This is a genomic window from Winogradskyella sp. (assembly GCF_013213975.1).
GTDB lineage: Bacteria > Bacteroidota > Bacteroidia > Flavobacteriales > Flavobacteriaceae > Winogradskyella.
In genome coordinates, this window is record NZ_JABSST010000055.1 from 1 (window position 1) to 25560 (window position 25560).

At 34.5% G+C, this 25560-nt stretch carries 21 protein-coding genes and 1 pseudogene; 11 read left to right on the plus strand and 11 right to left on the minus strand.

The genetic code is table 11. From position 1 onward, the window contains the following. The 7 genes and pseudogenes from HRU49_RS09720 to HRU49_RS09750 all read left to right on the plus strand — a co-directional run. Positions 1-314 (plus strand): annotated as a pseudogene (locus HRU49_RS09720) (hypothetical protein); the annotation flags it as partial. Continuing rightward, positions 314-1513: a hypothetical protein gene (locus HRU49_RS09725; RefSeq protein ID WP_296356608.1), complete on the plus strand. Its 1200-nt coding sequence runs from the start codon at positions 314-316 to the stop codon at positions 1511-1513. The pseudogene HRU49_RS09720 and the gene HRU49_RS09725, both read left to right, overlap by 1 nt. Beyond that, positions 1506-2021: a hypothetical protein gene (locus HRU49_RS09730; protein WP_296356609.1), complete on the plus strand. Its 516-nt coding sequence runs from the start codon at positions 1506-1508 to the stop codon at positions 2019-2021. Before HRU49_RS09725 ends, HRU49_RS09730 begins: the two co-directional genes overlap by 8 nt. Before the next feature lie 156 nt (positions 2022-2177). After that, positions 2178-3479: a tetratricopeptide repeat protein gene (locus HRU49_RS09735; RefSeq protein WP_296356611.1), complete on the plus strand. Its 1302-nt coding sequence runs from the start codon at positions 2178-2180 to the stop codon at positions 3477-3479. 105 nt (positions 3480-3584) lie between these two features. After that, positions 3585-4181, plus strand: a complete 597-nt coding sequence (locus HRU49_RS09740; RefSeq protein ID WP_296356614.1) for a HupE/UreJ family protein — start codon at positions 3585-3587, stop codon at positions 4179-4181. A gap of 82 nt (positions 4182-4263) precedes the next feature. Continuing rightward, the gene (locus tag HRU49_RS09745) at positions 4264-4695 is read left to right on the plus strand and encodes a dCMP deaminase family protein (protein ID WP_296356616.1); all 432 of its coding nucleotides are present in this window, start codon (positions 4264-4266) and stop codon (positions 4693-4695) included. Then, positions 4695-6302: a S41 family peptidase gene (locus HRU49_RS09750; protein ID WP_296356618.1), complete on the plus strand. Its 1608-nt coding sequence runs from the start codon at positions 4695-4697 to the stop codon at positions 6300-6302. Before HRU49_RS09745 ends, HRU49_RS09750 begins: the two co-directional genes overlap by 1 nt. On the opposite strand, the gene HRU49_RS09755 is transcribed toward HRU49_RS09750, so the two are convergent. Further along, positions 6292-6903 carry an NAD(P)/FAD-dependent oxidoreductase gene (locus tag HRU49_RS09755; RefSeq protein WP_296356621.1) on the minus strand — a complete coding sequence of 204 codons (612 nt, stop codon included), beginning with the start codon at positions 6901-6903 and terminating at the stop codon, positions 6292-6294. The two genes, HRU49_RS09750 and HRU49_RS09755, sit on opposite strands and share 11 nt — an antisense overlap. Positions 6904-7108: 205 nt before the next feature. Continuing rightward, positions 7109-7690, minus strand: a complete 582-nt coding sequence (locus HRU49_RS09760; protein ID WP_296356623.1) for a MarC family protein — start codon at positions 7688-7690, stop codon at positions 7109-7111. 91 nt (positions 7691-7781) lie between these two features. Between HRU49_RS09760 and HRU49_RS09765 the strand changes: the two genes are divergently transcribed. Next, positions 7782-8354, plus strand: a complete 573-nt coding sequence (locus tag HRU49_RS09765) for a DUF3109 family protein (RefSeq protein WP_296356625.1) — start codon at positions 7782-7784, stop codon at positions 8352-8354. Between the two features lie 3 nt (positions 8355-8357). Here the strand turns inward: HRU49_RS09765 and HRU49_RS09770 are convergent, their stop codons facing one another. After that, entirely contained in the window at positions 8358-10223 is a 1866-nt protein-coding gene (locus HRU49_RS09770; protein WP_296356627.1) for a tetratricopeptide repeat protein, read from the minus strand. 68 nt (positions 10224-10291) lie between these two features. Continuing rightward, complete coding sequence (locus tag HRU49_RS09775) at positions 10292-11026, minus strand: LytTR family DNA-binding domain-containing protein (RefSeq protein WP_296356629.1); 735 nt, start codon at positions 11024-11026, stop codon at positions 10292-10294. An 838-nt stretch (positions 11027-11864) separates the two neighbouring features. Between HRU49_RS09775 and HRU49_RS09780 the strand changes: the two genes are divergently transcribed. Then, positions 11865-13154: a ribonucleotide-diphosphate reductase subunit beta gene (locus HRU49_RS09780; RefSeq protein ID WP_296356632.1), complete on the plus strand. Its 1290-nt coding sequence runs from the start codon at positions 11865-11867 to the stop codon at positions 13152-13154. A 3-nt stretch (positions 13155-13157) separates the two neighbouring features. Then, positions 13158-14957 carry a ribonucleoside-diphosphate reductase subunit alpha gene (locus tag HRU49_RS09785; protein ID WP_296356635.1) on the plus strand — a complete coding sequence of 600 codons (1800 nt, stop codon included), beginning with the start codon at positions 13158-13160 and terminating at the stop codon, positions 14955-14957. A 45-nt stretch (positions 14958-15002) separates the two neighbouring features. Here HRU49_RS09785 and HRU49_RS14740 read toward each other — a convergent pair whose 3' ends face one another. The 5 genes from HRU49_RS14740 to HRU49_RS09805 form a co-directional block, all read right to left on the minus strand. Further along, positions 15003-15152 carry a DUF6503 family protein gene (locus HRU49_RS14740; protein ID WP_363146614.1) on the minus strand — a complete coding sequence of 50 codons (150 nt, stop codon included), beginning with the start codon at positions 15150-15152 and terminating at the stop codon, positions 15003-15005. 702 nt (positions 15153-15854) lie between these two features. Further along, positions 15855-16706: an OmpA family protein gene (locus HRU49_RS09790; RefSeq protein WP_296356637.1), complete on the minus strand. Its 852-nt coding sequence runs from the start codon at positions 16704-16706 to the stop codon at positions 15855-15857. A gap of 145 nt (positions 16707-16851) precedes the next feature. Next, positions 16852-19146 (minus strand): inorganic phosphate transporter, encoded by a 2295-nt coding sequence (locus HRU49_RS09795; RefSeq protein ID WP_296356639.1) that lies wholly within the window; start codon positions 19144-19146, stop codon positions 16852-16854. Positions 19147-19273: 127 nt separating this feature from the next. After that, positions 19274-19951 carry a DUF2490 domain-containing protein gene (locus HRU49_RS09800; protein ID WP_296356641.1) on the minus strand — a complete coding sequence of 226 codons (678 nt, stop codon included), beginning with the start codon at positions 19949-19951 and terminating at the stop codon, positions 19274-19276. After that, the gene (locus tag HRU49_RS09805; protein WP_296356644.1) at positions 19938-20525 is read right to left on the minus strand and encodes a hypothetical protein; all 588 of its coding nucleotides are present in this window, start codon (positions 20523-20525) and stop codon (positions 19938-19940) included. The genes HRU49_RS09800 and HRU49_RS09805 overlap by 14 nt, the downstream gene beginning before the upstream one ends. A 221-nt stretch (positions 20526-20746) precedes the next feature. Between HRU49_RS09805 and HRU49_RS09810 the strand changes: the two genes are divergently transcribed. Beyond that, the gene (locus tag HRU49_RS09810; protein ID WP_296356645.1) at positions 20747-21103 is read left to right on the plus strand and encodes a nicotinic acid mononucleotide adenyltransferase; all 357 of its coding nucleotides are present in this window, start codon (positions 20747-20749) and stop codon (positions 21101-21103) included. A gap of 85 nt (positions 21104-21188) precedes the next feature. Here the strand turns inward: HRU49_RS09810 and HRU49_RS09815 are convergent, their stop codons facing one another. Next, a complete protein-coding gene (locus HRU49_RS09815; protein ID WP_296356646.1) occupies positions 21189-24032 on the minus strand; it encodes a TonB-dependent receptor in 2844 nt (947 codons plus the stop codon). Between the two features lie 68 nt (positions 24033-24100). Then, positions 24101-25381 (minus strand): hypothetical protein, encoded by a 1281-nt coding sequence (locus HRU49_RS09820; protein ID WP_296356648.1) that lies wholly within the window; start codon positions 25379-25381, stop codon positions 24101-24103. Positions 25382-25560 lie beyond the last annotated feature (179 nt).

Here is a 25560-nt window from a genome sequence, read left to right on the forward strand (position 1 = left end):
CTATTAAACCTTTAGTCTCTGGTGATGGACAAGTTACATTGGATATCAGTGTTATTCAGTCTTCTTTTGGTGCGCGCATCGCTGAAGATGCTCCTCCAGATATTAACTCAAGAGAATTTAGTTCGCTGATAAGAATGAAAGATCAAGACCTTGCAGTACTTGGGGGTTTAGAGGAACAATTGAGCAATAATTCTGGTTCTGGTGTGCCATTTTTGGCTAGAATTCCACTCATAAAATGGCTGTTTAGTAAGCGTGTAAGAGAAGGGCGTAAGTCAAGGTTAACAGTCTTAATAAAACCAACAGTTATTCAATAATGCTACAAACGGTTTTACATAACATAAAACAAGGCACAACCTTTTATGGCTTAGAATGTTCTAAGTCGCAAGACCAAAGCAACTATTTAGTCTCGCAACTAAAACGCAAAGGGTCGGTTTTAGATATTATATCCCATTCAAATTATAGTACTAAAGAGACGCTGTTTAAGAAGCTTCCTAAACACGCTAACATTCATTTGGTATTAAATAATGATAAGGTTTTAACAAAGTTGTTGTTGGGCCAATTTAAAACCGAACAAGAGCTGGTTTATAAGGCCTTTCCAAATATTGAAGTGGATGCGTTCTATTATCAAGTCTTGCAGCAAGCAGAACATAGTGTGGTGTCCATTTGTCGTAAATCTTATGTTGATGGTCTTATTGATGATTTATTGGGTATTCAGTGTTACGTAACACATTTAAGTTTAAGTGGCCTCACTGCTGTGGCATTGAAGCCTTATATAAATGAAGCCTCCATTCAAATTTCTAATGCTTGTTTAGAATTTGATGGTCATCAATTGCAAACGATAAAGATTTTAAACCCTATTAATCATTACACCTATGAGATCAACGGTTTGCATATTACATCTGATCATCTGCTCGCAACAGCTGCCGTTTTAGTGGCAGAGTCTGGATTAGATATTACCGCTAATAATTTTGAGACTAGTATTTGGAAAGCGCGCTTTTTTCAAGGCCGATTTTCAAAGGTATTTATGAAGACGGCTGGTTTAAGTTTACTTGTTATGCTTCTCATTAATTTTCTCTGTTTTAACCACTATTTCAACAAGGTAAATGACCTCGAAGGTCTATCCCAAATGAATCAAACTGCAAAGGCACAATTATTGTCATTAAACGAAATTATAGATCGAAAAGAAAGTTTGGTAACTGACCTTTTAAAAAGTAGTAATTCTCGAAGTTCATTCTATGTCAATGATTTGGTGCAATCTTTACCCCATAGTATGGTATTAACAGCCTGTAATTACCAACCCATTTTAAAGCGCATTAAGCCAAATAAGCCCATAGACCAAGCTTTTAGAATTATTGAAGTACGTGGTGAAACCAACAGTAATACGGACTATTCAGATTGGATCTCTGCTCTCGAAGCCATGTCTTGGGTGCAGCGCGTTAGTCCATTGCATTATAGTGATCAGGTCAATTCAAAAACGACCTTCAGCATAAAAATTGAAATTAAGCATGACTAGTAAAACCAAAAACAGACTCTTAATTGTAGGTTTTGTGCTGATGCTTTGTATGTCTTATCAGCTATCTATTTCAAAAACTATAGCCGCTAAGCAGCGCTATGAGACCTTATCTCAAGACGCCTTATTATTTAATAATGCACCAAAGCAGATTTCAATGCTAAGGCAAAAGGAAAAGCACTTTGATTCTATTTTGGGTAAATACCAATTGAATGGATTGTCATTGCAAAACAATTTGCTTAAAACTATTGCCGATTTAGCCAAAAAGCACAGGTTGAAGGTCATTAGTTTTAATGAACCGCATAAGACTGAAAATGATGAGATGTCTACCAACCATTATCAATTTGGCTTGCAAGGAGATTTTAATGGCATTTTACAGTTAGTATATGTTTTAGAGCAAGAGACTAGGTTTGGGGAAGTGGTCCATTTAAATTTTGAAAGAAAGAAGAACTACAGAACAAATAGGTACTACCTAGAGGCACAAGTTCTTCTTAAGAGCTATAGCGGTTAGTAATTTAGGTTCTTGGTATATTTTTTGTGGCATTTTAGTGGTTAATACACTACAAATCAATGCTATTATGACTCAAAAATTTTTTTTCATTGGCTGCTTTTTTTATTAGGTATAGCCCAGGGTAATTCTCAAGCAAATCTAGATTGTAAAACTAAATTGTCCTTATTTCATCCCTCTGTAGTGGCGCAGAAGTATGATGAAGCATTTGAAAACTGGAAATTTGTTTTCGAAAATTGTCCGGATTTAAATTTGGCCATATATGCCGATGGTGAAAAAATGCTGAAGCATAAAATCAAAACTATTGAAGGAAATACTAAAGTCAATTTTATTGAATTGTTATTGACTGTTTGGGACAAACGACAGCAGTATTATGCGAGTCAAACTCCAATAGGCGAATATGAGGCGAAAGCTTGTCAGCTTTTATATGACCACAAGGATATCGTGGGCACTGCTCAACTAAAACTATATTCCTGTTTTGATAATGCCTTTACAAAAGATCAAAAAACGTTCAGAAATCCCAAAAACTTATACACCTACTTTTCATTGGTGTCTGAGTTGCACGATAGCGGTGAAAAATCAGATGCTGAACTATTTGACACCTATGATGATGTGGTAGGGAAAATAGCCGTCGAGGTTGAGAATTATTCAGAAAAATTGAATATGCTCATTTCAAAAACCGAGCAAGGAGAGACGCTTTCAAAGCGCGATGAACGTAAGAAAAGTGCTTATGAAAGTTACCTAAAAGCCTATGCCTTAATTCAAGAAAATATAGACAAGATTGCTGATAGAAAAGCCAACTGTCAAAATTTAGTTCCACTGTATACGAAGTATTTTAACACCAAGCAGAATGATTCCGTTTGGTTAAAGCGTTCTGTAAGTCGCCTTTACCACAAGGAATGCACATCCGAAGAGCTTTATGAAAAGTTAGTTAAGCACTATGATAAGGTAGCGCCATCAGCAGATACCAAGGTTTTTGTGGCCACCGTTTTGTTGGAGAATGGAAAAGATGAAGAAGCCTACAAATATCTTGAAGAGGCTTTTAAACTAGAAAAAAGACCATATAAGAAGGCCAATTTAGCGATACGCATTGGTGTGATTTATAAAAATAAAGGACGCTATGCTACTGCTAGAGCGTATTTGTTAGAAGCACTAAAACTCAATCCATCAAATGGACGACCGCATATCCTAATTGCAGAGATGTATAAAGAAAGTGCTAAAAACAAAAGCTGCGGAAAGGACAATTTCTTTCAGCGTGCTGTGTATTGGTTAGCTATAGATGAGGTAAAAAAAGCATCGCGTTTAGATCCTACTTTGCAGAAAATAGTGCAGCAATATGCCGATAGTTATGCATCTAAAGCACCAACTAAGGTAGAGATATTTAATAGAGATATGTCGGCGAAACGTATTGATATTAACTGTTGGATTAATAGATATACGAAAGTGCCAAAGCTTGATTAAGTTAGTTTTAACAGCCTGTATTTCAAACCAAAGTCATGTGATAAAACTTAATGACTTTTTTAGCAATATATATTGTAACTTTGAGTCATCCCAAATGAATGAATTATGTTAGAAAATTTTTGGTTTAATGTGCAATATGGCATAAACCATGTCCTTGATCCTAACGGTTATGATCACGTTTTATTTTTAATGGTCTTGGCTGTGCCTTATGTTTTTAAAGATTGGAAACGCGTTCTGCTTTTAGTTTCCATGTTTACCTTAGGACACACTGTGTCTTTAGTATTGGCGGCTTACGATATTGTAAGTGTTAATGGCAAATTAGTAGAGTTCTTAATTCCAGTAACCATTTTAATCGCCGCAATTTACAATGTATTTACAGCAGGTAAGAAAGAGCGTAATACTAAAATAAGCTTGCTGTTTTTTACCACGTTGTTCTTTGGGCTTATCCACGGTTTAGGGTTTGCCAGAGAATTTAAAATGTTTGCTGGCCCGTCTGAAAATAAAGTAGAACTTTTGGTTGAGTTTGCTTTAGGGATAGAAATTGCTCAAGTCATTATAGTTTTTGTGGTTTTATTCTTAGGGTTTCTATGCCAGACGCTGTTTAGATTTTCGCGTCGTGATTGGGTCATGGTACTTTCGGCTATAGTGATTGGATTGGTGATTCCGATGATTACAGGTAGCGACTTGTTAAATGCAGGATAATTGGTAAAACTTTAACGGCAACTAAATTGCTTATGCAATTCAATCGGTTTATATTCGTTACTAACTTTGTATGAGAATATTAATGTCCGACGAAAAAAAATTACGTTACGATAAAGCTTATTTGAGAATTGCGCACGAATGGGGAAAATTATCCCATTGCAAGCGTAAACAAGTTGGGGCTATTATTGTAAAAGATCGTATGATTATTTCAGACGGTTACAATGGTACTCCAACAGGTTTTGAAAATTGCTGTGAAGACGAAGATGGAAAGACGAAATGGTATGTCTTACATGCTGAAGCTAATGCAATTTTAAAGGTAGCGGCATCCACACAATCCTGTAAAGGGGCTACATTATATGTTACCTTATCTCCATGTACCGATTGTAGTAAGTTGATTCACCAAGCTGGTATAGTGAGAGTGGTTTACTCAAGAGCTTATAAGGACTGCTCAGGTCTCGATTTTTTAGAAAAGGCAGGTATAGAATTAGAGTTTATTGAAGATTTAGATCCGTAATGGCAACAAAGAATAAATACATACCATTAATCATAGGTGCAGCTATTGCAGGAGGTGTTCTGATAGGAGGAAAATTAAACTTCACGGACACCTCAGATAATTTATTTACCACCAATAGTAAGAAAGATAAGCTTAATCGCCTGATTGATTACATAGATTATGAGTATGTAGATGAGGTAGATACAGACAGCATTGTCGATGTTACAGTAAACGGCATATTGGATAATCTCGATCCGCATTCTACCTACATCCCAAAGGAAGATCTACAACGTATTACCGAGAATATGAAGGGTGATTTTGTAGGTATAGGAATTAACTATTACCCTTATAAAGATACCATTGCTGTAATTAAACCAACCGAAGGAGGACCAAGTGAGCGCGCTGGAATCATAAGTGGTGATCGCATCTTATTAGCTAACGGTGATACCATATATGGTAGAAATATCACTAACGATTTTATTTCTAAAAAGCTCAAAGGGCAAAAGAATTCTACAGTAAATCTTACGGTATATAGAAAGAGCGAGGACAAAACATTGGAATTTGAAATTACACGAAAAGATATCCCTATAAAAAGTGTTGATGCGTCTTACATGCTAACGGATGAATTAGGCTATATAAAGATGAACCGCTTTGCAGAGTCTAGCTTTAAGGAGTTTAAGACGGCTTTATACGAATTGCAGGAGCAAGGTGCCACAAAATTAGCCTTAGATTTACGCGACAATCCTGGCGGGTTTTTAGGAATAGCAGAGCAAATAACGGATGAGTTTTTAGAAGATGACAAACTCATTTTATTTACGCGAGATAAAAAGGGTAGAGAAGAACGCACATTCGCCACGCGACGTGGGGATTTTGAAGATGGGGAAATTTTTATTCTCATCGATGAGAATTCTGCTTCAGCGAGTGAAGTCATTGCAGGGGCATTGCAAGACAATGATAAAGGGATTATAGTAGGCAGACGCTCCTACGGAAAAGGACTCGTACAACGTGAGATGGCACTTGGCGATGGTAGTGCTGTTAGATTAACAGTATCTCGATACTATACTCCAACAGGTAGATCAATTCAGCGACCGTACACCAACGGCGATAATAGCTCATATTACAGGGATTATTTTAAACGCTTACGAACAGGGGAGTTGGCAGATGAGAATAATATTCAGGTAGATGATTCATTAAAATTTACCACTCCAAAAGGAAAAGTTGTATATGGTGGGGGTGGTATTATTCCAGACGTCTTTGTGCCAGTAGACCGTGCCTTTGATAACGAAACCATAAACTATTTGAGACGACGAGGGCATTTTGGGTTGTTTGTATTTAAAGAATTGGATAAAGACCGCAGCGTTTATCAGCATGTTACCAAATACGACTTTATTAATAATTTTGAAGTCAGTGATGATATTGTAATTAGCTTTCAAAATTTTGTCAATAGACGCGAAGGCACTAACATTACATTTACAGCCTATAATAATGAAATTAAACGGCTGATTAAGGCAACTTTAGCCAGACAATTATATGACGATAACGCCTTTCTAGAAATAATTAATAAAGAGGATATTATGGTGCAAGAAGTGATTCTTCTTAGTACAGAATACCCAAATTTTAAACAGTAATCTTATCGTGGACTTTGGTGTGCTTTCCACCATTCCAAAGCGTCAGAATATCGGTGGCCACATGTGCACCACTTCCACTGGCAATTGCAAATTGGCTTCTCCATCCTGCTAGTGTACCTGCCACATAAAGGCCTTTTGCAATAAGATGATCTGAATTCTTTAACCAGATTCTGTTTTTTTCTTTGACTGCACGCGGATGGGGTTCAATAAACTCTTCTAAACCTTTAATAGTCATTAAATCGGTATACCCAACGGCAACCACCAAAATTTTAGAATGGTATTGATTTTTATTGGTTTGCACGATGTAGCCATTGTCTCGTTTTTCGATCAGAGTGACCTTTTCTTTTTCGACTTGAACAACCTGAGGATATAGGGTTTGGAGTTGTTGCTTCCCACGTTCCAATAAGTCTCTTCCTAAAGTACCTGGTTCTAAACCTAAGACATTATTAAAAAGCGCATTTTGTAAATGCGACGTTTTTTGATGGGTAATGATACCAACGGATTTATTCTTTGCAAATGCTTTGTCTTTTGCAGAACCTAATACAAGCGCACAAGACAACCCTGCTGCTCCACCACCAATTATTAAGGCATCAAAGGTCATTAACGTTGCTTACTTAAGGTTTCGATTTTTTTCGAAATTCTTAATATTTGAAGTAAAATGATGGCGCAAAGTCCAGCAATAATCGTTAATATGGCTGTGTAACTTTCTCCTTCAAATAATGCGTTAAAGTCTAATTTCGTGGCATTGAAAATAATCAGTCACGTTGCAATTGCTGAGAGTATCCAAATAAAGATTTTCATAGTTTTTAAACAAATAAGGCTTTTATATTGGCCGCAAATAATTTAACGGCTATTGCTAGCAAAATTACACCAAAAACTTTTCTTATGATGTTAATGCCGTTAGGACCTAAAATTCGCTCAATTCTAGCTGAGGTTTTAAGGACGATGTAAATAAAGATAACATTGCAGATCACGGCAACGATAATATTTTCGGTGGCAAATTCTGCACGCAGGGATAATAAGGTTGTTAAACTCCCTGGGCCAGCAATTAGAGGAAATGCTAATGGGAATACAGAAGCTGTAATTGGATTGCTATCATCTTGTTTGTATAATGTAATTCCTAAAATCATTTCTAGGGCAATAAAAAATAAGATAAACGCACCTGCAACGGCGAAGGAATTAACATCGATACCAATGAGATTAAGTAAGCTCTTTCCCAGAAACAAAAAAACAATCATAATAAGACCTGCAATCAGTGCCGCTTTTTCACTTTGAATATGACCTACTTTTTTGCGTAAATCTATGATAATAGGAATGTTGCCAATAATGTCTATTACAGCAAAAAGAACCATAAAAGCAGTAAAGATTTCTTTAAAAACTAATTTCATGACACTTACATTTTAAAATTCGCCGCAAAGGTGCAATTAAATTACTGATTTTCAATATTAAATTACAGTAAAGTTTAGCTATTTTTACAGCATGTTTCAGCTCGGAAAAACTATAGTATCAGAAGACATCATCGCTAAGGATTTTGTTTGCAACCTATCAGCCTGCAAAGGGGCTTGTTGTGTCGAAGGAGATGCAGGTGCTCCACTAGATGCAGACGAGGTTAAAATTCTAGATCGTATTTATCCTAAGGTTAAACCATTCTTGCGAAAAGAAGGTATTGAAGTCATCGAAGCAACAGGCGCTTCTGTAAAAACTGTTTTCGGAGATTTAGAAACTCCATTAATCAATGGTGCAGAATGTGCCTATGTTATTTTCGATGAAAATAATACAGCTTTATGTGGTATTGAAGAAGCTTACAATCAAGGAGAAATCGACTGGAAAAAACCTGTATCGTGCCATCTTTATCCCATAAGAGTCAAAGACTATTCTGAGTTCTCAGGTGTTAATTATGAAAAATGGGAGATTTGTGATGATGCGTGTGCTTTAGGAAAGGAGCTGCAAGTTCCTGTTTATAAATTTGTAAAGGAGGCTTTAATTAGAAAGTTCGGTGAAGACTGGTATACCGAATTAGAGGCTGTAGCGCAAAAGAACTTCGGAAAATAAAGCTTAAACAGGAATGTTAAGTGTTACACGAGTTCCACTGGGGGAATTATGCTCGTACAAATCATCAATATTTAAGGTGTAAGAGTTTTCAAAAGCTTTGGAGAAGTTTGCTAATCGCGCTTTAGTTATATCAATACCAACAGATTTGCGTTTTAGTTTTTTACTTTCACGAATCTTTTTTGAGGCGGCTCTGCCAATACCATTATCCGTAATCTCTACAGTAATATGGTCTTTGGAATTTTTGAATACGTTAAGGATGATTTTTTTATCATTTTTTTTAGAGGATAAACCATGCCACAGTGCATTTTCTAAAAAGGGTTGGAGGATTAAAGACGGCACCTTAGTGACTTCGGTGTTGATTGCTTCATCAACATTTATTTTGAATTCTATTTCATTATCGAATCTCATATTTTCGATATTCATGTAGAGTTGCATGGTGTCTAATTCTTCTTGTAAGCAGGTTTCTTTCTCCTTTGAAGCAATTAAAATCTTACGGATGAGTTTTGAAAATTTATTGAGATAATAAACGGCATTTTCTTTCTCATTATTGATGATATACAGTTTTATAGAATTTAAAGAATTAAAAATGAAGTGCGGATTCATTTGACTTCTTAACATATCCTGCTCAAGCGTAAGGATTTTTTTACCGCGTTGCAGAGCTCTATCTCTATTTACTATAAACAGGGCTGCACCAAGAATTAATAGCGCTAATACGGAGTACCAAAATATATTTCTATTGCGCTCTAGTCGTTTGCGTACTTCTTCATTTTCTGAAGCAAGTGCTTTGATTTGGTTGTTTTTATTTTCATTTTCATAAAGAATAACAATATCATTAACATATTGTAGATTCTTTTCTGTTAAAATTGTATTTTCAATTTCAACAGCATTTTGATAGTAATTCAAGGCAGCTTTATAGTTGCCTTTTTTTTGATTGATTTCGGAAAGCAATTTATTTGAAGAGGCTTCAGCTGATTTTAAACTATAGGTTTTAGAAACGTCTAGTCCTTTCTTAATATTAATTTCGGCTTCTTCAATTTGATTAAGTGCAATCTCTAATTGCCCCAAATTATTATACGAAGAAGCAATATAGAATTGATCTTTAGCCTCAAGTGCTTTTTTTAACGCGTCTCTAATTATAGGTTCTGCATTAGAATAGTCTTTCTTTTTAAGATAAATTCCTCCAATACTATTGAAGCAAATCATTCTGCCAATCTCCGAATCTATGGCTTCATTATAAACCAGTGACTTTTCATAATTTTCTAAGGCAACATCTAAGTTACCTTTACCTTGTTCGGCATAACCAATATTATGGTAATTAATAGCCAGACCGAGTTTACTGTTTGCGTTTTTTTCTATCTCAAGTGATTTTCTAAATTGATTCAGGGCGGCATCATATTGCTCTAAGGCCAAATAAATATTTCCAATACTATTTTGTGAAACGGCAATATTATAGCTTACCGTTGGCGTTGGGTCTTTGAATTGATAAGCTATTTTTAAAGCTTTGGTATGATTGTCTAAAGCAGATTTAATAACGTCCATTCTTCTGTAGGCTACACCAATCATGTTTAAACTCACAATTCGAAACTCATTACTATTGGCGTTTTCGGCATAAGTGTTGGCTTTTTTATGAAGCGCAATAGATTGGTTATAATTTGAAAGATTTCTATTAATTACACCCAGAGCATTTAAAGTATAACTAGCACCTTCATTATATTCATTAAGTATAAAGGCGTCTGTAGCTGATTTCATTTTTATACTGTCGCGTTCAAAGGGCTTTAAAATAGCATCGATATCGGCATAATTTTTAGGCTTTACCTTGCTCAGTTTTAAAACCGCTTTGTCAAATTCATTAGTTTGACCATAAGACATTTGACTTTTTGTTAAAAACAAAAGCACCACTAGCCATTGGTATGTTAATTTAGAACGCAATACTTTTTTTATAGTTTTTCCAGAAAATCAGACTTTCGTTTTCGGGCAACAGGGATTTTATGATTACTATTCATAACCACATATCCCTCGTTTTTGATAAAGGCTTTTATCTTTCCAAGATTAATGATGTAGGAATTGTGAATCCTAAAAAAATGGTCTTCTGGTAAAATAGCATCAACCTCTTTTAATTTTTTAGTGACTACAATTTTCTTTTGATTTTGCAAGTATATGGTACTGTAATTACCATCAGATTCTACATAAATAATGTCATCAATATCAAGAAATAACAGCTTACCATCAGTATTAATAGTTATGCGTTTCTTGTCGAACTTAGAATTAAAATTTAACAGAATATTCTCGAGTCTAGAAGCGCTTATTTGACGATTGCTATATTTTTTGATTTTGTTAATAGTGCCGCTTAAATCATCAGAATCTATTGGTTTTAGCAAATAATCTATTGCCTCATGTTTTAAAGCCTTAATTGCATATTCGTCATAGGCTGTGGTAATAATAACTGCGAAATTGATGGCCTCTAATCGATCTAAAAATTGGAACCCTCCAATGGTTGGCATCTGCACGTCCAAGAATAAACAATCAGGGGTATTGTTTGCTAAATATTGCAAAGCTTTCTCAGGATTGGTAAATGACTCAATAACTTCAATTTCATTTTTAAAGTTACTTAGCTCCCAAATTAAGCTATGGATAGCTTTTGGTTCGTCATCAACAATTACAGCTTTAATCATAGTTAAGATTCTCAAGTATAAAGATAGACATATCTTTTTCGACTCAAATATTTAAATGTATATCATGTTGTATTTTTTGTGTGGATTGCGAAAATTTCAGACACTTATTTTTGAATTCCATTTATACATTTTTTTATACCAATTATACATTGCTATTGAAATGTCGCCTTATTTGTGGCTATTTTTGATAAACTATACTGGCCGATAAATAGGAGTAAAAGAGGGTTTATTCTTATATAGGTGAATTGCTATTAATCAACAAAAGTCAGAGTTTTTAAAAATTCTGACTTTTAGTTTCAGTGTTAATTTTCTTAGGGGCAATGTAGGGGTTGCTTTTATTACTTAGTTAGTTTTTAGGAAAAAGAGGGCGGTAAAAGCGCTCTTTTTTTGGTTTAAATTTTTGATAAAACAAATTTAGCAGACCTTCAATAAATACGCCTGTTAGCTCATATTTTTATACGATTACACTTACAACATTTTACTTTATTAAAATACTATAAATTCTTGAAAATCAGATAAATATACCAATAATTATCAAAACATTAGGATTTGCGGGGGATCTCTGGTTTTGTTAAAAACTTGTTGACAACGTTTACAAAATTGCCTTTTAATTTTAAAGACAATTATCAATCTTTGTTCAAGGCAAATTAGAAAGCAGATTTTGGTAGCGGTTTAAACTTTTTTAAAAAGTCTCTGATTTCGAAAAATTCACGCCTTTTTTATTCCTCTAAAAGGAAAAATTAACACAAAATAACAGCATTTGCTATTTAAATTCAGGGTAATTGATCAATTATTCCTATAGGATTTTTAGCCTTAAAAATTAAGAACCAATTTGAGCATGGAAACGAAACAACTTGAGATTACGGAGATTATAAAGAGGGATTATGAAACGAATCCTTTTGTTTTAAATAAGATTTCAAATGCTGTAGAAAAGGCAATGATGTCTGTTGGAAATGGCACAAAAGATGATGCGAAACAAGTTGCTCAAAATGTTTTAAGTGAATTATTAGTCAGAAAATCAAATGTTCAAAATTATGTGCCTACTGTAGAGGAGGTGCAAGATTTGGTTGAGATTAAATTAATGGATAGCCAGTTTTTGGATGTTGCCAAAGCTTATATTCTTTACAGAGACGAGCAAGCTAGAAGTAGAAAGACAAACATTTTCGAAAAACGGATCAACCTAAAACCTTATGAGTATCCTGAATTAAACGAATATGTCGATGCTATTAGACATTCGTACTGGATCCATTCGGAATTTAATTTTACAAGTGATATACAGGACTTTAAAACCAAGCTTACTATTGTTGAGCAAAATGCTATCAAAAATACAATGTTGGCAATTTCTCAGATTGAGGTAGCAGTGAAGTCTTTTTGGGGTGATATCTATCAAAAAATGCCAAAGCCAGAGATTGGATCTGTAGGAGCAACTTTTGCTGAGAGTGAAGTACGACATCATGATGCATACTCACATTTGTTAGAAATCTTAGGGCTTAATAATGAATTCAAAAGGTTAAAGAAGAATCCTGTTATCATGAGACGCGTGCACTATTTAGAAACAGCACTAAAGAATTCTAAGAGTGATGATAATAAAGAATATGCAGAGTCGATCCTCCTTTTTTCGCTTTTTATTGAGCATGTGTCTTTATTTTCTCAGTTCTTAATCATTATGGCTTTTAACAAGCATAAGAACATGTTAAAGGGTATTTCTAATGTTGTTGAGGCAACATCCAAAGAAGAACAAATCCATGGTGATTTTGGAATAGATATAATTAGAATCATCAAGAATGAAAATCCAACCTGGTTTGGCGATGCGCATAATACGATTGTGAAGGTCATGTGTGAAGAGGCTTTTGATTCTGAAAGCAGAATCATCGATTGGATTTTTGAAGCGGGTGAATTGGATTTCCTTCCTAAAAACGTCATTAAAGAATTTATAAAAAACAGATTTAATAACTCCCTCCAAAGCATAGGTATAGACAAGATATTTGATATCGACGAAAGCCTAATTGCACAAACTGAGTGGTTTGATGATGAAATCATTGCAACGAAACACGGTGATTTCTTCGTTAAACGCTCAATTAATTACAGCAAAAGAACTAAAAGTATAACTAGCGACGACTTATTTTAAACCATGAACGAAAAAACTAACCTAGACCTCGAAAACCAAGTAGTAAACCCTCAAACGACCACAACTTCTCCCCATAATGATTTAATAAAAGCCAGGAAAGAGGCTATAAGAGAGGCTAATACAGAACCAGAAATTAAGTGGTTAACTGAGCATAGCCGTAAATTTTTATCATCTGGTTACCTTACTGAAGGAGTAACACCTGAAGGGCGTATAAGAGAAATTGCGAATAATGCAGAGCGTATTTTAAAAATAGATGGTTTTGCAGATAAATTCTATGGTTATATGGCCGAGGGATTCTATTCATTAGCGTCGCCTGTGTGGTCTAATTTTGGTAAAAAGCGTGGTCTGCCAATTAGTTGTTTCGGGTCTCATATTTCTGATGATATGGGTGATATTTTATATACGCAGTCAGAGGTTGGAATGATGTCTAAGTTAGGAGGAGGTACTTCAGGGTATTTTGGGAAACTGCGTCATAGAGGCGCACCAGTTAAAAATAACGGTGAGTCGTCTGGTGCAGTTCATATTATGCAACTGTTTGAAAAAATGGTGGATGTCGTTAGTCAAGGATCAGTAAGACGCGGTCGTTTTTCCCCATACCTACCAATAGAACATAACGATATAAATGAATTTTTAGAGATTGGCACAGAAGGTAATCCAATTCAAGAGTTAACCCATGGGGTTACTGTAAGTGACCAATGGATGCAAGAAATGATTGATGGCGATACCGATAAAAGATCAATTTGGGCAAAAGTTTTACAGCGTAGAGGTGAGATAGGTTACCCATACATTTTCTTTAGAGATAATGCCAATAACAATGCCCCAGAAGTATACCAAGAAAATAAGCATGAGATCTACGCAAGTAACTTATGCTCTGAAATAATGTTACCAACAAATGACAGATGGTCATTTGTGTGTGTACTGTCATCTATAAACTTATTACACTATGATAAGTGGAAGAATACAGATGCCGTAGAAACAATGATCTATTTCTTAGATGCTGTGTTAGAGGAGTTTGTAACTAAGCTAGAAGTTTACAGGGATTCACCAGATCGTGATGATCAGCAAACATTCTTATTCATGGAGAAGGCTTATAATTTTGCAAAGGAAAATAGAGCATTAGGAATGGGCGCATTAGGTTGGCACTCGTTATTACAGTCTAAAATGTTACCGTTTGATAGTCAAGAAGCATTTAACTTAAATAGTGAAATTTTTAAAACGATTAAAGAAAGATCAGTAAAAGCTTCACAAGAATTAGCAGTATTATTTGGAGAGCCAGAAGTGCTTAAAGGACGCGGTAGACGCAATACCACTTTAAATGCAGTAGCTCCAACTACCTCATCAGCATTTATCTTAGGACAGGTATCCCAAGGTATTGAGCCAGTTTGGTCTAACTGTTATGTAAAAGATATTGCTAAAATTAAAACAACCATTAAGAATCCGTATTTAGTAGCTTTATTAGACGAAAAAGGAATGAATACAAGTGAGATTTGGAAGAGTATTAGAGACCACGACGGTTCTGTACAACACCTAGAGGGTCTTACAGAGTTAGAAAAAGATGTATTTAAGACGTACGCGGAAATTGATCAAATGACATTAATTTATCAAGCTGCAAACAGACAGAATCATATCGATCAAGGTCAGTCTTTAAATATCATGGTACACCCGGATATGCCTGTAAAGGATATCAACAAGATTTATGTTACAGCATGGCAGTTAGGAGTAAAGTCTCTTTACTATCAGCATAGCATGAATGCAGCACAGAAATTCAAACAGAAGAAAGCATGTGCAAGTTGTGAAGGGTAAAAATCCCCCATTCTATTATAGAAATTTAAGTGTTAAAAAAGCATCTCAATCGTGAGGTGCTTTTTTTAGTGGTCTATATAAGTGTTTTTTCAAAAACTTATTGTCTTTATTGTAATACCAAGCACGTACTTTTGGCATTTTAATACCACTGATAATAGCCACTTTAGCTAGAAAAATAAACTCGCTAGAATCTATCTATTTGTACATTATCAGAATCCTCAGTTTCTTAAAATTGCTAAAGTTCCATAGCCTAGCTTACAGGATTAAGAAAGAAATACCAGGCATCTAAAGCGTACAGCTTCATCATAACTTACTTTTGTACAAAATAATCTTTTTCATTAAAGTCTACTTTGTCTATCTTTTTAGAAAGGCTGGTAACTGAAGCCTTAAGTTTCATAAGTAAACCATAAAAAAAAGGATACCATTCTTAGACAAATGGGCCCTATTTCAATTCATATTTTTCTTGGCGGCTTCTAAACTTTCTGTAATCTTACAATTATAAATCATGCTGCAGTTATCATTAAAATAGTATAGGATGTTGTCATAGAAGTGCGTTTAGCATCTATCTTAAATTATTCACCGTGCAAATTTACAACGATCTTAGTGCTACGTATTGAAGCATTGGGTGTCTTCATTTCTGCAGTAAACGACGTATTACAATTATCTCATTTGCCTAAGAATCAAAATCCTATTTAGTTTATCAAAAAGTTCGCTTACGATAATGAATGGTTTGTCCTTTAAATAAGGAAATACAAACACAAAAAGAGGAGTGTAACCATACCATTCATACTATTTTATTTACGACAAATTATAACAGTTATAAAAAAGCAAAAAGCACTCAATGCCGAATTGTACGGGAGAGTGCTTTTTTTCACCTCTATAAAAATAATGGATTAATTAATTTGCCTCCATTAAAGCAAAGAATTTATCAATGTTTGGCATTAAAATAATACGTGTTCTTCTGTTTTTAGAGCGATTCTCTCGAGTGTCGTTATCTACTAATGGTTGGTAACTACTACGACCAGAAGCAATTAATTTTGCCGGATCAACATCGTATTTGTGTTGTAATGTTCTAACAACAGATGTCGCTCTAAGTACACTAAGATCCCAGTTATCGGCTATCTTTTCTGTGTTAATATTTCTAGAGTCTGTATGTCCTTCAACCATTACATCGATACTCTTTTCAGAATTAATGACATCTGCTAATTTTTGTAAAATGTTGTTCGCTTTACTGCTAATTCTGTAACTGCCTGAGTTAAATAACATCTTATCAGAGATTGAAATCATAACTACAGTTTCATTAATGTTAACAGCAATGTCTTTGCCTTCATCTAGCGCTGAGGTATCCATTGTTTTTTCTAGATTATATTGAACAGCAAGGTTCATAGAATCTTTAAGCGTTTTGGCTTCAGCTAATTTTACAGGATCTACATTTTCTAGAGTAGCAAGTAATTTACTCTTTGCCGCATTAGACATTACAGTACCGTCCGCATTAACATCAAGTTTAATATCGTTCTCAATTTTAAGACCTTCAACATCCTCATTAAGAGAGTTAATTTTGGCATTGTAAGCATCAACACGCGCCTGAATTTTAGCAAACTTATGTTCTAAGTCTTCTTTTTCTACTCGAGTTTTGCTTAGTTGACTTTTAATTTCACCATTTTCTTGTTCTAAGGCCATGTATTTCTTTTTTGAAACACAAGAGCTTAATACAAGTGCCGCTATTAAAAGGATTGAGATTTTTTTCATTTTTAAGTTTTAAGTTAGTTTATGCCATACACTTATAGATACGACCAAATACATTTTTTGGATGTTTAAATGCGGTAAATTTTCAGAAATTGACATAAAAAAAGCCTTAGAACATCCTAAGGCATTATTATAATATGAATTTGAACTATTCTTCTTCTTCGCTTCGTACGCCGTTGACCTTAGCTGGTTCAATATTACTATCGTGAGAATGAAAATATTCCTCTAATAAATTCATCATTGCAGTTAATAAATCTTTCGTTTCAAGTAGTAAACTGAAATATAGCGTGGTATTTTTTGGGCTGGATTCCTCACTTCTTGTACGTTCTACTTGCTTCTGAATTTTCTCTTTTACTATTTCAAATAGCTTAGCTTTATCTGAAATGACGTTGCCTATCATTTCGAAGGATCTAGATTCGAAAGCAGTTTGAGTGGTGGTAAATAAATTTTCAAGCGTCGTATCCAAATCTTTAAGTTCTTTAATTTGACTAAACTTAAGTTTCTTATGGTTGTTATTGACGTGCTTATGACTGGCTTTAGAAATATAATTTAAAGACTGGGTCATATCCTGAAGATATCCTAAAATATTGATATAGAAGTTACTGGCTGAAACGCTAGGTTCTTCTAAGTTTCTTATGAAATAAAAGATGTTATCCTTAAGATCGTCAATCTCATCAGATAATTTATCGACCTGTTTACGGTTTTTCTTAAGTATCCTTAAATCCTGGACCGCTAAGCCATTAATTGCAGAAGTGTAAATTCTGTTACCTCGACTAATTACGTTGGCAATATTAGATGCGCTTTCGTGAATAACACCTTGTGTAGAACTACTTTCTGCGCGCTCCAGTTTATCCTCTTCACGCATAATTTTTGAATTCTTGCGGTGCGACAGGTAATTTCTGATTAATAATACTATTGCTAGAATTAGAAGTCCAGTTAGTGCATAACCACCGCCATGATACAAGATGTACGCCATTATTGCAGCAGCAACAAAAGCGCTAAATGCTGTGAAAAACCATCCTCCAATAACGTTAAGTACACCAGCAACTCTATACACAGCACTTTCACTTCCCCAAGCTCTATCTGCTAATGAGGTACCCATGGCAACCATAAAGGTGACATAGGTGGTTGACAGCGGTAATTTCATTGAGGTCGCAATGGAAATGAGCACACTGGCTACCATTAAATTTACAGCAGCACGGACCAAATCAAAAGCTGGTTTATCATGAGCTTTTGCTATTAGTGTTGGTTTAACAAATTGGTTATTAGACCAATGTTTAAATGAATCAGGAAGAATATTATGGATGTTATTGTTTAGGTCTATGGTTAGTCTAACAATATGGCGTGACAAGAAATTCGGTTCAAAACGTTCTTTGACTTCGTCTTGTCTCGATAAATCAACAGATGTTTTTACTACGGCTTTGGCCTTACTACTAAACCATAAGGTAAGCACCATGATTAAACCTGCAATTAATAGTAGATAGGTTTTTGTAGGTACCTTACCAGCAAGACCTTCCATACTAAAATCTGAAGGTAAAACTCCAGTGGCTAAATAAGCTTCGTGCCATTTTTGAAATCCGTCATAGCCTGCCATTGGCACTCCTATGAAATTTACTAAATCATTTCCTGCAAAGGCAACAGCTAAAGCAAATGTTCCCACAACAATAATAAGTGTGTAAATTTTTGCTTCAAAGAATCGAACTGCTAAATATGATAGTAAGGTAAATGCCAAGAAGCTTAAACCAATAAAGGTCATTGGGTTTGTGTTCAAGAATTCTTGAATGTCAGGTGGCATAAAAGCAGCGTTTTTAAGCCCTTTTACAATGATAAAGTACATGATTGATGTGATGGCGAATCCACTAAAAACAGCACTATACCAATCAGGTTTTTTCTGAAAATTAAAGGATAATAATAAACGCGACACATATTGCACTATTGCACCAACCGTAAAAGCAACTACTACCGAGAGCAGTATGCCTAGTATAATTTCTATTGCTTTTTCGTTATTTATATAATTAGCAAGGTCTGTAATGGATTGAGAATTGTCGGCAAATATTTTAATTAAGGCCACAGCAACTGATGCGCCTAACAATTCAAAAACAATTGAAACCGTTGTAGAAGTTGGTAAACCTAAGGTGTTAAAGAAATCTAATAGGAGTATGTCGGTGAGCATTACCGCCATAAAAATGACCATAATCTCATTAAACATAAATTCACTAGGATTAAATATACCTTTTCTGGCAACTTCCATCATACCACTAGAAGTCATTGCTCCAACGGCAACACCAACACTGGCGACTATCATTATAGTTTTAAAGGAAACCGCTTTAGAACCAATAGCAGAGTTTAAGAAATTAACAGCATCGTTACTTACACCAACTACTAAATCTGCAATAGCTAAAAACGCTAAAGCAGCTAGCATATAGATATAAAGATTTTCCATGGACGAGGTCAGCTAAAAATTGATTGCAAAATACTTTAATTATTTTTAATCTGAGGTTATCTAAAGGTTATTTTCTGTGATAAATAGTGAGGTTTTAGTCAAATATGGTGTGGTGAAATGTTAGAAGCTAAACTTTAAGTATAACTGATGTATATAGAAACAACTTTTCTTCGGTATTAATATTAAAAGCTTCGAAACGGTATTCCAGTCCTAATTGTAGTTTTAAGGATTCTGAAATAAGCCAACCGATATGAGAGGTAGTTCTGTGATCTAGTTCGGGTTTATGAGCTTTGCTATGACTAAGTAAAGCTTCCATGGACGTTACGAAGTACAGTTCTCCAATGTCAAGTTTTTCACCTTCAAGCGGAACGTCTAAGGCAAATCGATATCGTGATCTCAGAATGGTAAGGTCTCCTAAAATGCGTTGTTCAAATCTAACACGATGCCCAAAACGTAATGCGCCATTGTTCTTAGTGTAATTAAATTGTTGGGTTAATCGTAGTTCGTTTCTGCCACCATCGATAGATCTAATTCGATATTGCAAGCCAAGACTAAAGCTATGATTATAATCTAAGTTCAAAGATGAAAAGTGGACAAAGTCGAGTTGTCTATTTTGAAAACTGAAATCATCATTTTGATAAAGAAAATAGCGCGATCTTACAGAGAAGTTAATTTTGTAATCACTATTAACGATATGATTAAGTGCAAAACTTGTTTCGCCTAAGCCTTCAAAATCATCTTGTGCAAAAACAGGAAAGCATAATAAACCCATACCTGTAAGCAGAACACATTTAATAAAGGACATGCGCATAAGATGAAGGTTCAACAACTCTGAAGTTTATAAAGGATCCCTTCTTATCGAAAGTAAACTCTCGTAATTCTCGTCCAGGTTCAGTTTTGACCTCAGCAATAATTTCATAATTTATGATGTCCGTGGCTTCCTGATTTAAAATCTGAGAAACAAAAGTATCTGGATTTAAGTTTTGGTTAAATACAAACTGCATCTGAATTTTAATGAGTTTATATTTAAGATATGAAGATTTAAAGTGTTCTATAATTTGATCCTGTGTGCTATTTTCAATAGCTTTCATTTTAGTACGTACTTCAATATCCTCAAGGATACCTTCTGAAGAAAATTCTAAACTATAACGACGTCCGTTGTATTTAAATTTAGCTTCAAAGCTCTGCTTATCGCCATCAGTTTCTTTGAGAAATTTTATGCGCTTACAGTCTTTAGGCAACTTAGAAAGTACATTTTGAGCCTTGGATGGAAATTCTGACAGATTAATACGTTCCTCTTTCTCTTTTTTTGTCTGACTTAAAGCCAAGTGAGTGCCTATGAGAAATGCAATAATTGAAATAAGAATTCTAAGCGTCATATGTGTAAAATAGTCCTAATACAAATTTAGGGTATGTGGCAACATATTTGTCCAAATTTTAGAATAAATGTGTTTTAATGTTACAAAAATTAAATTTATTAAAATATTGATACACAATGATTTATAGATGATATGTTAATTTAATGTTATGTAAATGTTGTTTAAAAGTAAAATAAATGTTAGATTTGTTATGTAATTATTAACGAAAAGCCCAAATAGATATGAGAAAATTAATTGCACTTTTAGTAATGTTAAGCGTAAGTTTTGGTTACGCTCAAGAACATAAAGAGCCGAAATTAGAAAAGAAAGGTGATTTGACCTATATTACTTATTTTCATGGTAATGGCGAGGTAAGTCAAACCGGAATGTTTAATGCAAAAGGTAAAGTACATGGTGAATGGAAAATGTATGATGTTCTGGGAAAGAAAATTGCACTTGGCTCTTATGATAATGGCAAAAAAGTTGGAAAGTGGTTTTTCTGGGAAGGTGAATCATTAAAAGAAGTAGATTACATTGATTCAAGAATAGTGAGTATAAATCAATGGGATAATAAAACTAAAGTTGCAATTAACAGATAGTTAATTAGTGTGTATAAATGATGAGATTAGATGAAAAAGGCTTTCCATTGGAAAGCCTTTTTTTTAAGTTAACTTTTTAATTGTTTTAGAATTTAAAAGTGTAACCCAATGATATTTCTGTGCTAGGTTCTCTTAATGAGAAAATTTGATTGCTCGTTCCGAAAGATTCGTATTCACTTAATCTTTTATCATTAAGAATATTGGATACCTTAATATCTATTGAAGATCGTTTGTTTTCACCAAACGCCTTGTTTAAAGTAAAATTTAAACTGTTAAATGGTTGTGTATATACGTCTGGCACTTCTCGAATACCAACAACTTCCAAAGTTTCACCTTGTACATTATAAAACAGACCAGTTGTTAAACCTATATCTGAATTATCATAATTAAGACCCACATTGATTAAGTAAGGGGCCTGACCCTGCAAATCACGTTCTCTTTCAATGGTCTCTCCATCTCTGGCAGAAGCTACTCTACCATTAAACTCATCATCAGACATAGTCAATTCTGATTTTATAAGAGAGAAGTTAGCGGTAACCTTAAGATTGTTTAAGCCTTCTGAGATAAACCCTAAACGCTGTCTAGCCTCAAATTCTGCTCCGTAAACAACGGCATTACCTAAGTTTGCAACAGTTAATTGAGTAGGTGCGGAAACAAAGAAAGATTGCTCAATAGGATCTGTAAAGTCTTTGTAGAATCCACTTACGGCAAACATTTGACCCTCTTCACCAAAGAATTCATAACGTAAATCAAAGTTGTTAATATAAGTAGGAACCAAGTTTAGATCACCAATAAATAATCGACTGGTAATAGGATCAAAAATCTGAGCAACAGAAGCTTCTTTAAACGAAGGTCTTGCAGTTGTTCTAGAGTAGGACGCTCTTAAGTTAGACTTATCATTTAATGCATAAATAAAGTTAGCTGAAGGGAAAAAGTCCAACTCTTCTAGAATTAATTCACGATCAAAAATATTTTCATTATCCTGACCAGTATAAAAAGAATTAAACATTTCAGCTCTTATTCCTAAAACAGTTTTAAATTTTTCAGTTAAATTGAATTCAGTTGAAAAATAGGTAGCTGCAATCTGTTGTTCACCTTCATAAGCATCATTTGGATTAAAATTATCCGTAAATACAACAAAAGTTCCAGCGTCAGTTTCTGGTGTCCAAATATTTTCAGTAGCTAATAAATTATCTGCATCTCCATTGGATATGAATGATTGATCACCTCTAATGTTAAATGTGAAATCATCGATGCTAAAATCTCTAAATTTATAGGTAAACGCACCACCAAACTTAATTTTTCCAGGGCGTCCAAATAATTCAACAGTTTTGTCTAAATCTAATTTTCCAGCCCAAGATTCTTCAATTAAATGCCTCCACAATTGAATTGGTAATGTTGAAGCCGATGGAGATAAGAATGAACTTCCATCATCTGCTTGTTGGAAAGGTGTAATTCTGTGATCCTTATCCATAACTTTAGAAAATGTTGGTGCAATTTTCCACTCTAAGGTAAATGGTTTCTCATCTAAAATACTATTTAACCGATGCTTACCAGATAATAGTATATTAGAAATAGAACGCTCAGTGTATGTAATGGAATTTTTAGTTAATGGTTCTAAACCACCACCTGTTCCATCCTGTGAAATCACTTGATCAAAAAATCCAGCAGTTGATTCTCCATTTTGGATGTGTAAAAAGTTAACCTTATATTTAGATTTCTCTGTTTTATAGGCTAATCCTAGCATACCATTTAAAATCACATTATTAATGCCTTCAGATCCTCTAGAGTCTAAGGCTGCAATTAGATCGTTTTGCGACGTGTCTTGTGGATTTTTTATATATGCTCCATCAATTCTATTTTCGTAGAAGGTTGTTTGGTTTTTGTAAGAGAAGCTAGCTTGATACCCTAATTTATCATCACCAACATCATATTGGTTACCTAAGGTGAATCCGAAATCGAAGTTCATACCACTACGCTCACGTTTTGCAGCTAGTTCCTTTTCAAAACTATTTGTTAAATTAGTTAACGTTTCTGTATTAACACCGTCCCCTAAGACTCCTTCTTCAAATTGATAACGATTTACCGGCAAATTGCGTTTTCCATCATCAAAACCTAACCAATCTGTATCACTTCCTTCAGAAGTTAAATAATTGTCATTAAAGTGCATATCTGGATTATAACCATTTCCTAATGAAATCGAATATTCTGCTTTACTAGGAAAATCTCTAGTTACAATATTGACAATGCCTCCAGTAAAATCCGCTGGATATTCAGCAGAGGCCGACTTTAATACAATTACATTGTCAAGAATGTTGGTAGGAAATAAATCCATCTGAATAGTATTTCTATCTGGATCTAAACCAGGAATGTCAATGCCGTTTAAAATTGATTTTGTATATCGGTCTCCTAAACCTCGTACAAAGACATATTTATCCCCTTGAATCGATACACCAGGAACAGCCTTGACTGCGCTTGCAACATTACCAGCACCTGAATTTTTAATCGCTTGTGCAGACAAACCGTCTAAAACTACAACGGATTTTTTCTGAATGCTTAGAACAGCGTTTTCGGTATTTCGTTTTGTAGTAGTTGTGATTACAACAGCATCTAAAGAATTAGTTTCTAAAACAACATCTAGAGTTACTACTTCACCTTCATTTACAATAACGTCGGTTATTTCTTTTGTAATATAACCAACAAACGAAAATACCAAAGTATAAGTTCCTGCTTCAATTTCTAGCTCATATTTACCGTCAAAATCAGCGCTATCGCCTTTACTTGTTCCTTTAACAACAATATTGGCAAAGGCTAAAGGCTCATTGAATTCTCCATCTATAACAGTACCCGAAATTTTTCCTTGAGAAAAAATCGAAGTAGTAGAAGAAAGAAATATAATAAGCGCTAAAGCTTTTAATATATGTTTCATATAATATGGTATTAATCTACTGCCTACATCGTAGGCAGTAGATTTATTTATGAATGAAAAAGTGTTTTTTAGAATCCTAAACCACCGACTACATTAGAGAAGGTCCAGCTTAGGTTAGAAGTTATTGCTCCAATTGTTTGAGCACCTTCTGTAACAGCAGTTGCAGTAGAACCAAAACCAGTTACCGTTACACTTTCTGCTTTGTTTACAAAGATTTCAGTTACATTTGTTACACCAGCAGGTAAAACGATTTCCCATGGTCCAAATGTTAAGTCACCATTATTATAGTTTGTAGCTACACCATCGTTATCCAATTCAACGTCTGATGAATCTTTAAATCCGTAGGCATAAACATTTTCAGTCAAACCTTGAGCATTACTTCTGTAGTCGGCATATTCACCATTTGCAGTAGTAGTGTTACCAATGATAGTAGCGTTTCTTAAAGTAAACAAACCTGACCCAGTTCCTTCTGGTCCGTCAATTTCAAAAGCGTGGTCAGAAATATCTCCTAAGACTACAACAGCATTGTCAATTGTTCCAGAATATGCTTGGTCAATATCGATAGCGTCATCACCTTGTGCCCAAACTAATAAGTTAGAAGCGTCACAGGTACCACCAAAGAATTCAATGCCGTCATCAACGTTTGCAACTACTTCAATGTTATCTATGATTGTTCCAGATCCAACACCACCTAATGTTAAACCATTAATTTCATTTCCTTCACCGATTAAAGCACCACCATGACGGATAGAAATATATCTCATACTTCCTGAACTGTCATTAGCAACAGATCCACCGTAAAGACCAAATGAATCATCAGCAGGAATACCTTCGATTTGAGCTTCTAAGATATCACCAGAAAATGAACATGGTGCGTTTCCTAATACAATTAAGCCGCCCCAAAGACCTCTATCGTCTTGGTCTAAGTTTGTTCCTGCAGTCTGACCACAAGTAATATTATCTTGAGTAGACGTGAAAATGATTGGCTCATCTGCAGTTCCATTTGCATTTAATGTACCATCTCTAGCAACGATTAAAGCAGAAGCTAAAGAACCTGTTCCCGAAGACCCTTTAATTATAGTGCCAGGATTAATAGTTAACGTTGCACCAGCAGGTACAACTACTTTTTGGTTTAATTGATAGATATTGTCATTTGTCCATACAGTACCATCTGCGATTTCACCAGTAACTGCAATAACAGGACAAGTTTCGCCTCCACCGTCTGGGTTTTCATTATTTATAATAGTAGTACTTGAAGTTTCAATGATAAGGGGAGCATCATCATCTTTAAAGCATCCAGTTAATACTAATGCTGAAAGGATTAACGTAATTGAAAGTAATTTTTTCATTGGGTTAATTTTTAATAAACAAATTTTAGTTTTTATGATGCTGCAAAGAAACTCTCATATTCTTTAAATTAGTTTACACAATAATTAAAGATTTGTAATGAAAAGGTTAGTATACTGTTAGCTGAGTATTAAGCGTATTTATGTTAAGGAAACAATTTGTTAACATTAGAATTAAGGTA

Excerpts from the sequence above, each read along its gene's own strand:
- HRU49_RS09725 (WP_296356608.1), top strand. The coding sequence starts at position 314 with ATGCTACAAACGGTTTTACATAACATAAAACAAGGCACAACCTTTTAT.
- HRU49_RS09730 (WP_296356609.1), top strand. The coding sequence starts at position 1,506 with ATGACTAGTAAAACCAAAAACAGACTCTTAATTGTAGGTTTTGTGCTG.
- HRU49_RS09740 (WP_296356614.1), top strand. The coding sequence starts at position 3,585 with ATGTTAGAAAATTTTTGGTTTAATGTGCAATATGGCATAAACCATGTC.
- HRU49_RS09745 (WP_296356616.1), top strand. The coding sequence starts at position 4,264 with ATGTCCGACGAAAAAAAATTACGTTACGATAAAGCTTATTTGAGAATT.
- HRU49_RS09750 (WP_296356618.1), top strand. The coding sequence starts at position 4,695 with ATGGCAACAAAGAATAAATACATACCATTAATCATAGGTGCAGCTATT.
- HRU49_RS09755 (WP_296356621.1), bottom strand. The coding sequence starts at position 6,903 with ATGACCTTTGATGCCTTAATAATTGGTGGTGGAGCAGCAGGGTTGTCT.
- HRU49_RS09760 (WP_296356623.1), bottom strand. The coding sequence starts at position 7,690 with ATGAAATTAGTTTTTAAAGAAATCTTTACTGCTTTTATGGTTCTTTTT.
- HRU49_RS09765 (WP_296356625.1), top strand. The coding sequence starts at position 7,782 with ATGTTTCAGCTCGGAAAAACTATAGTATCAGAAGACATCATCGCTAAG.
- HRU49_RS09770 (WP_296356627.1), bottom strand. The coding sequence starts at position 10,223 with ATGTCTTATGGTCAAACTAATGAATTTGACAAAGCGGTTTTAAAACTG.
- HRU49_RS09775 (WP_296356629.1), bottom strand. The coding sequence starts at position 11,026 with ATGATTAAAGCTGTAATTGTTGATGACGAACCAAAAGCTATCCATAGC.
- HRU49_RS09780 (WP_296356632.1), top strand. The coding sequence starts at position 11,865 with ATGGAAACGAAACAACTTGAGATTACGGAGATTATAAAGAGGGATTAT.
- HRU49_RS09785 (WP_296356635.1), top strand. The coding sequence starts at position 13,158 with ATGAACGAAAAAACTAACCTAGACCTCGAAAACCAAGTAGTAAACCCT.
- HRU49_RS09790 (WP_296356637.1), bottom strand. The coding sequence starts at position 16,706 with ATGAAAAAAATCTCAATCCTTTTAATAGCGGCACTTGTATTAAGCTCT.
- HRU49_RS09795 (WP_296356639.1), bottom strand. The coding sequence starts at position 19,146 with ATGGAAAATCTTTATATCTATATGCTAGCTGCTTTAGCGTTTTTAGCT.
- HRU49_RS09800 (WP_296356641.1), bottom strand. The coding sequence starts at position 19,951 with ATGTCCTTTATTAAATGTGTTCTGCTTACAGGTATGGGTTTATTATGC.
- HRU49_RS09805 (WP_296356644.1), bottom strand. The coding sequence starts at position 20,525 with ATGACGCTTAGAATTCTTATTTCAATTATTGCATTTCTCATAGGCACT.
- HRU49_RS09810 (WP_296356645.1), top strand. The coding sequence starts at position 20,747 with ATGAGAAAATTAATTGCACTTTTAGTAATGTTAAGCGTAAGTTTTGGT.
- HRU49_RS09815 (WP_296356646.1), bottom strand. The coding sequence starts at position 24,032 with ATGAAACATATATTAAAAGCTTTAGCGCTTATTATATTTCTTTCTTCT.
- HRU49_RS09820 (WP_296356648.1), bottom strand. The coding sequence starts at position 25,381 with ATGAAAAAATTACTTTCAATTACGTTAATCCTTTCAGCATTAGTATTA.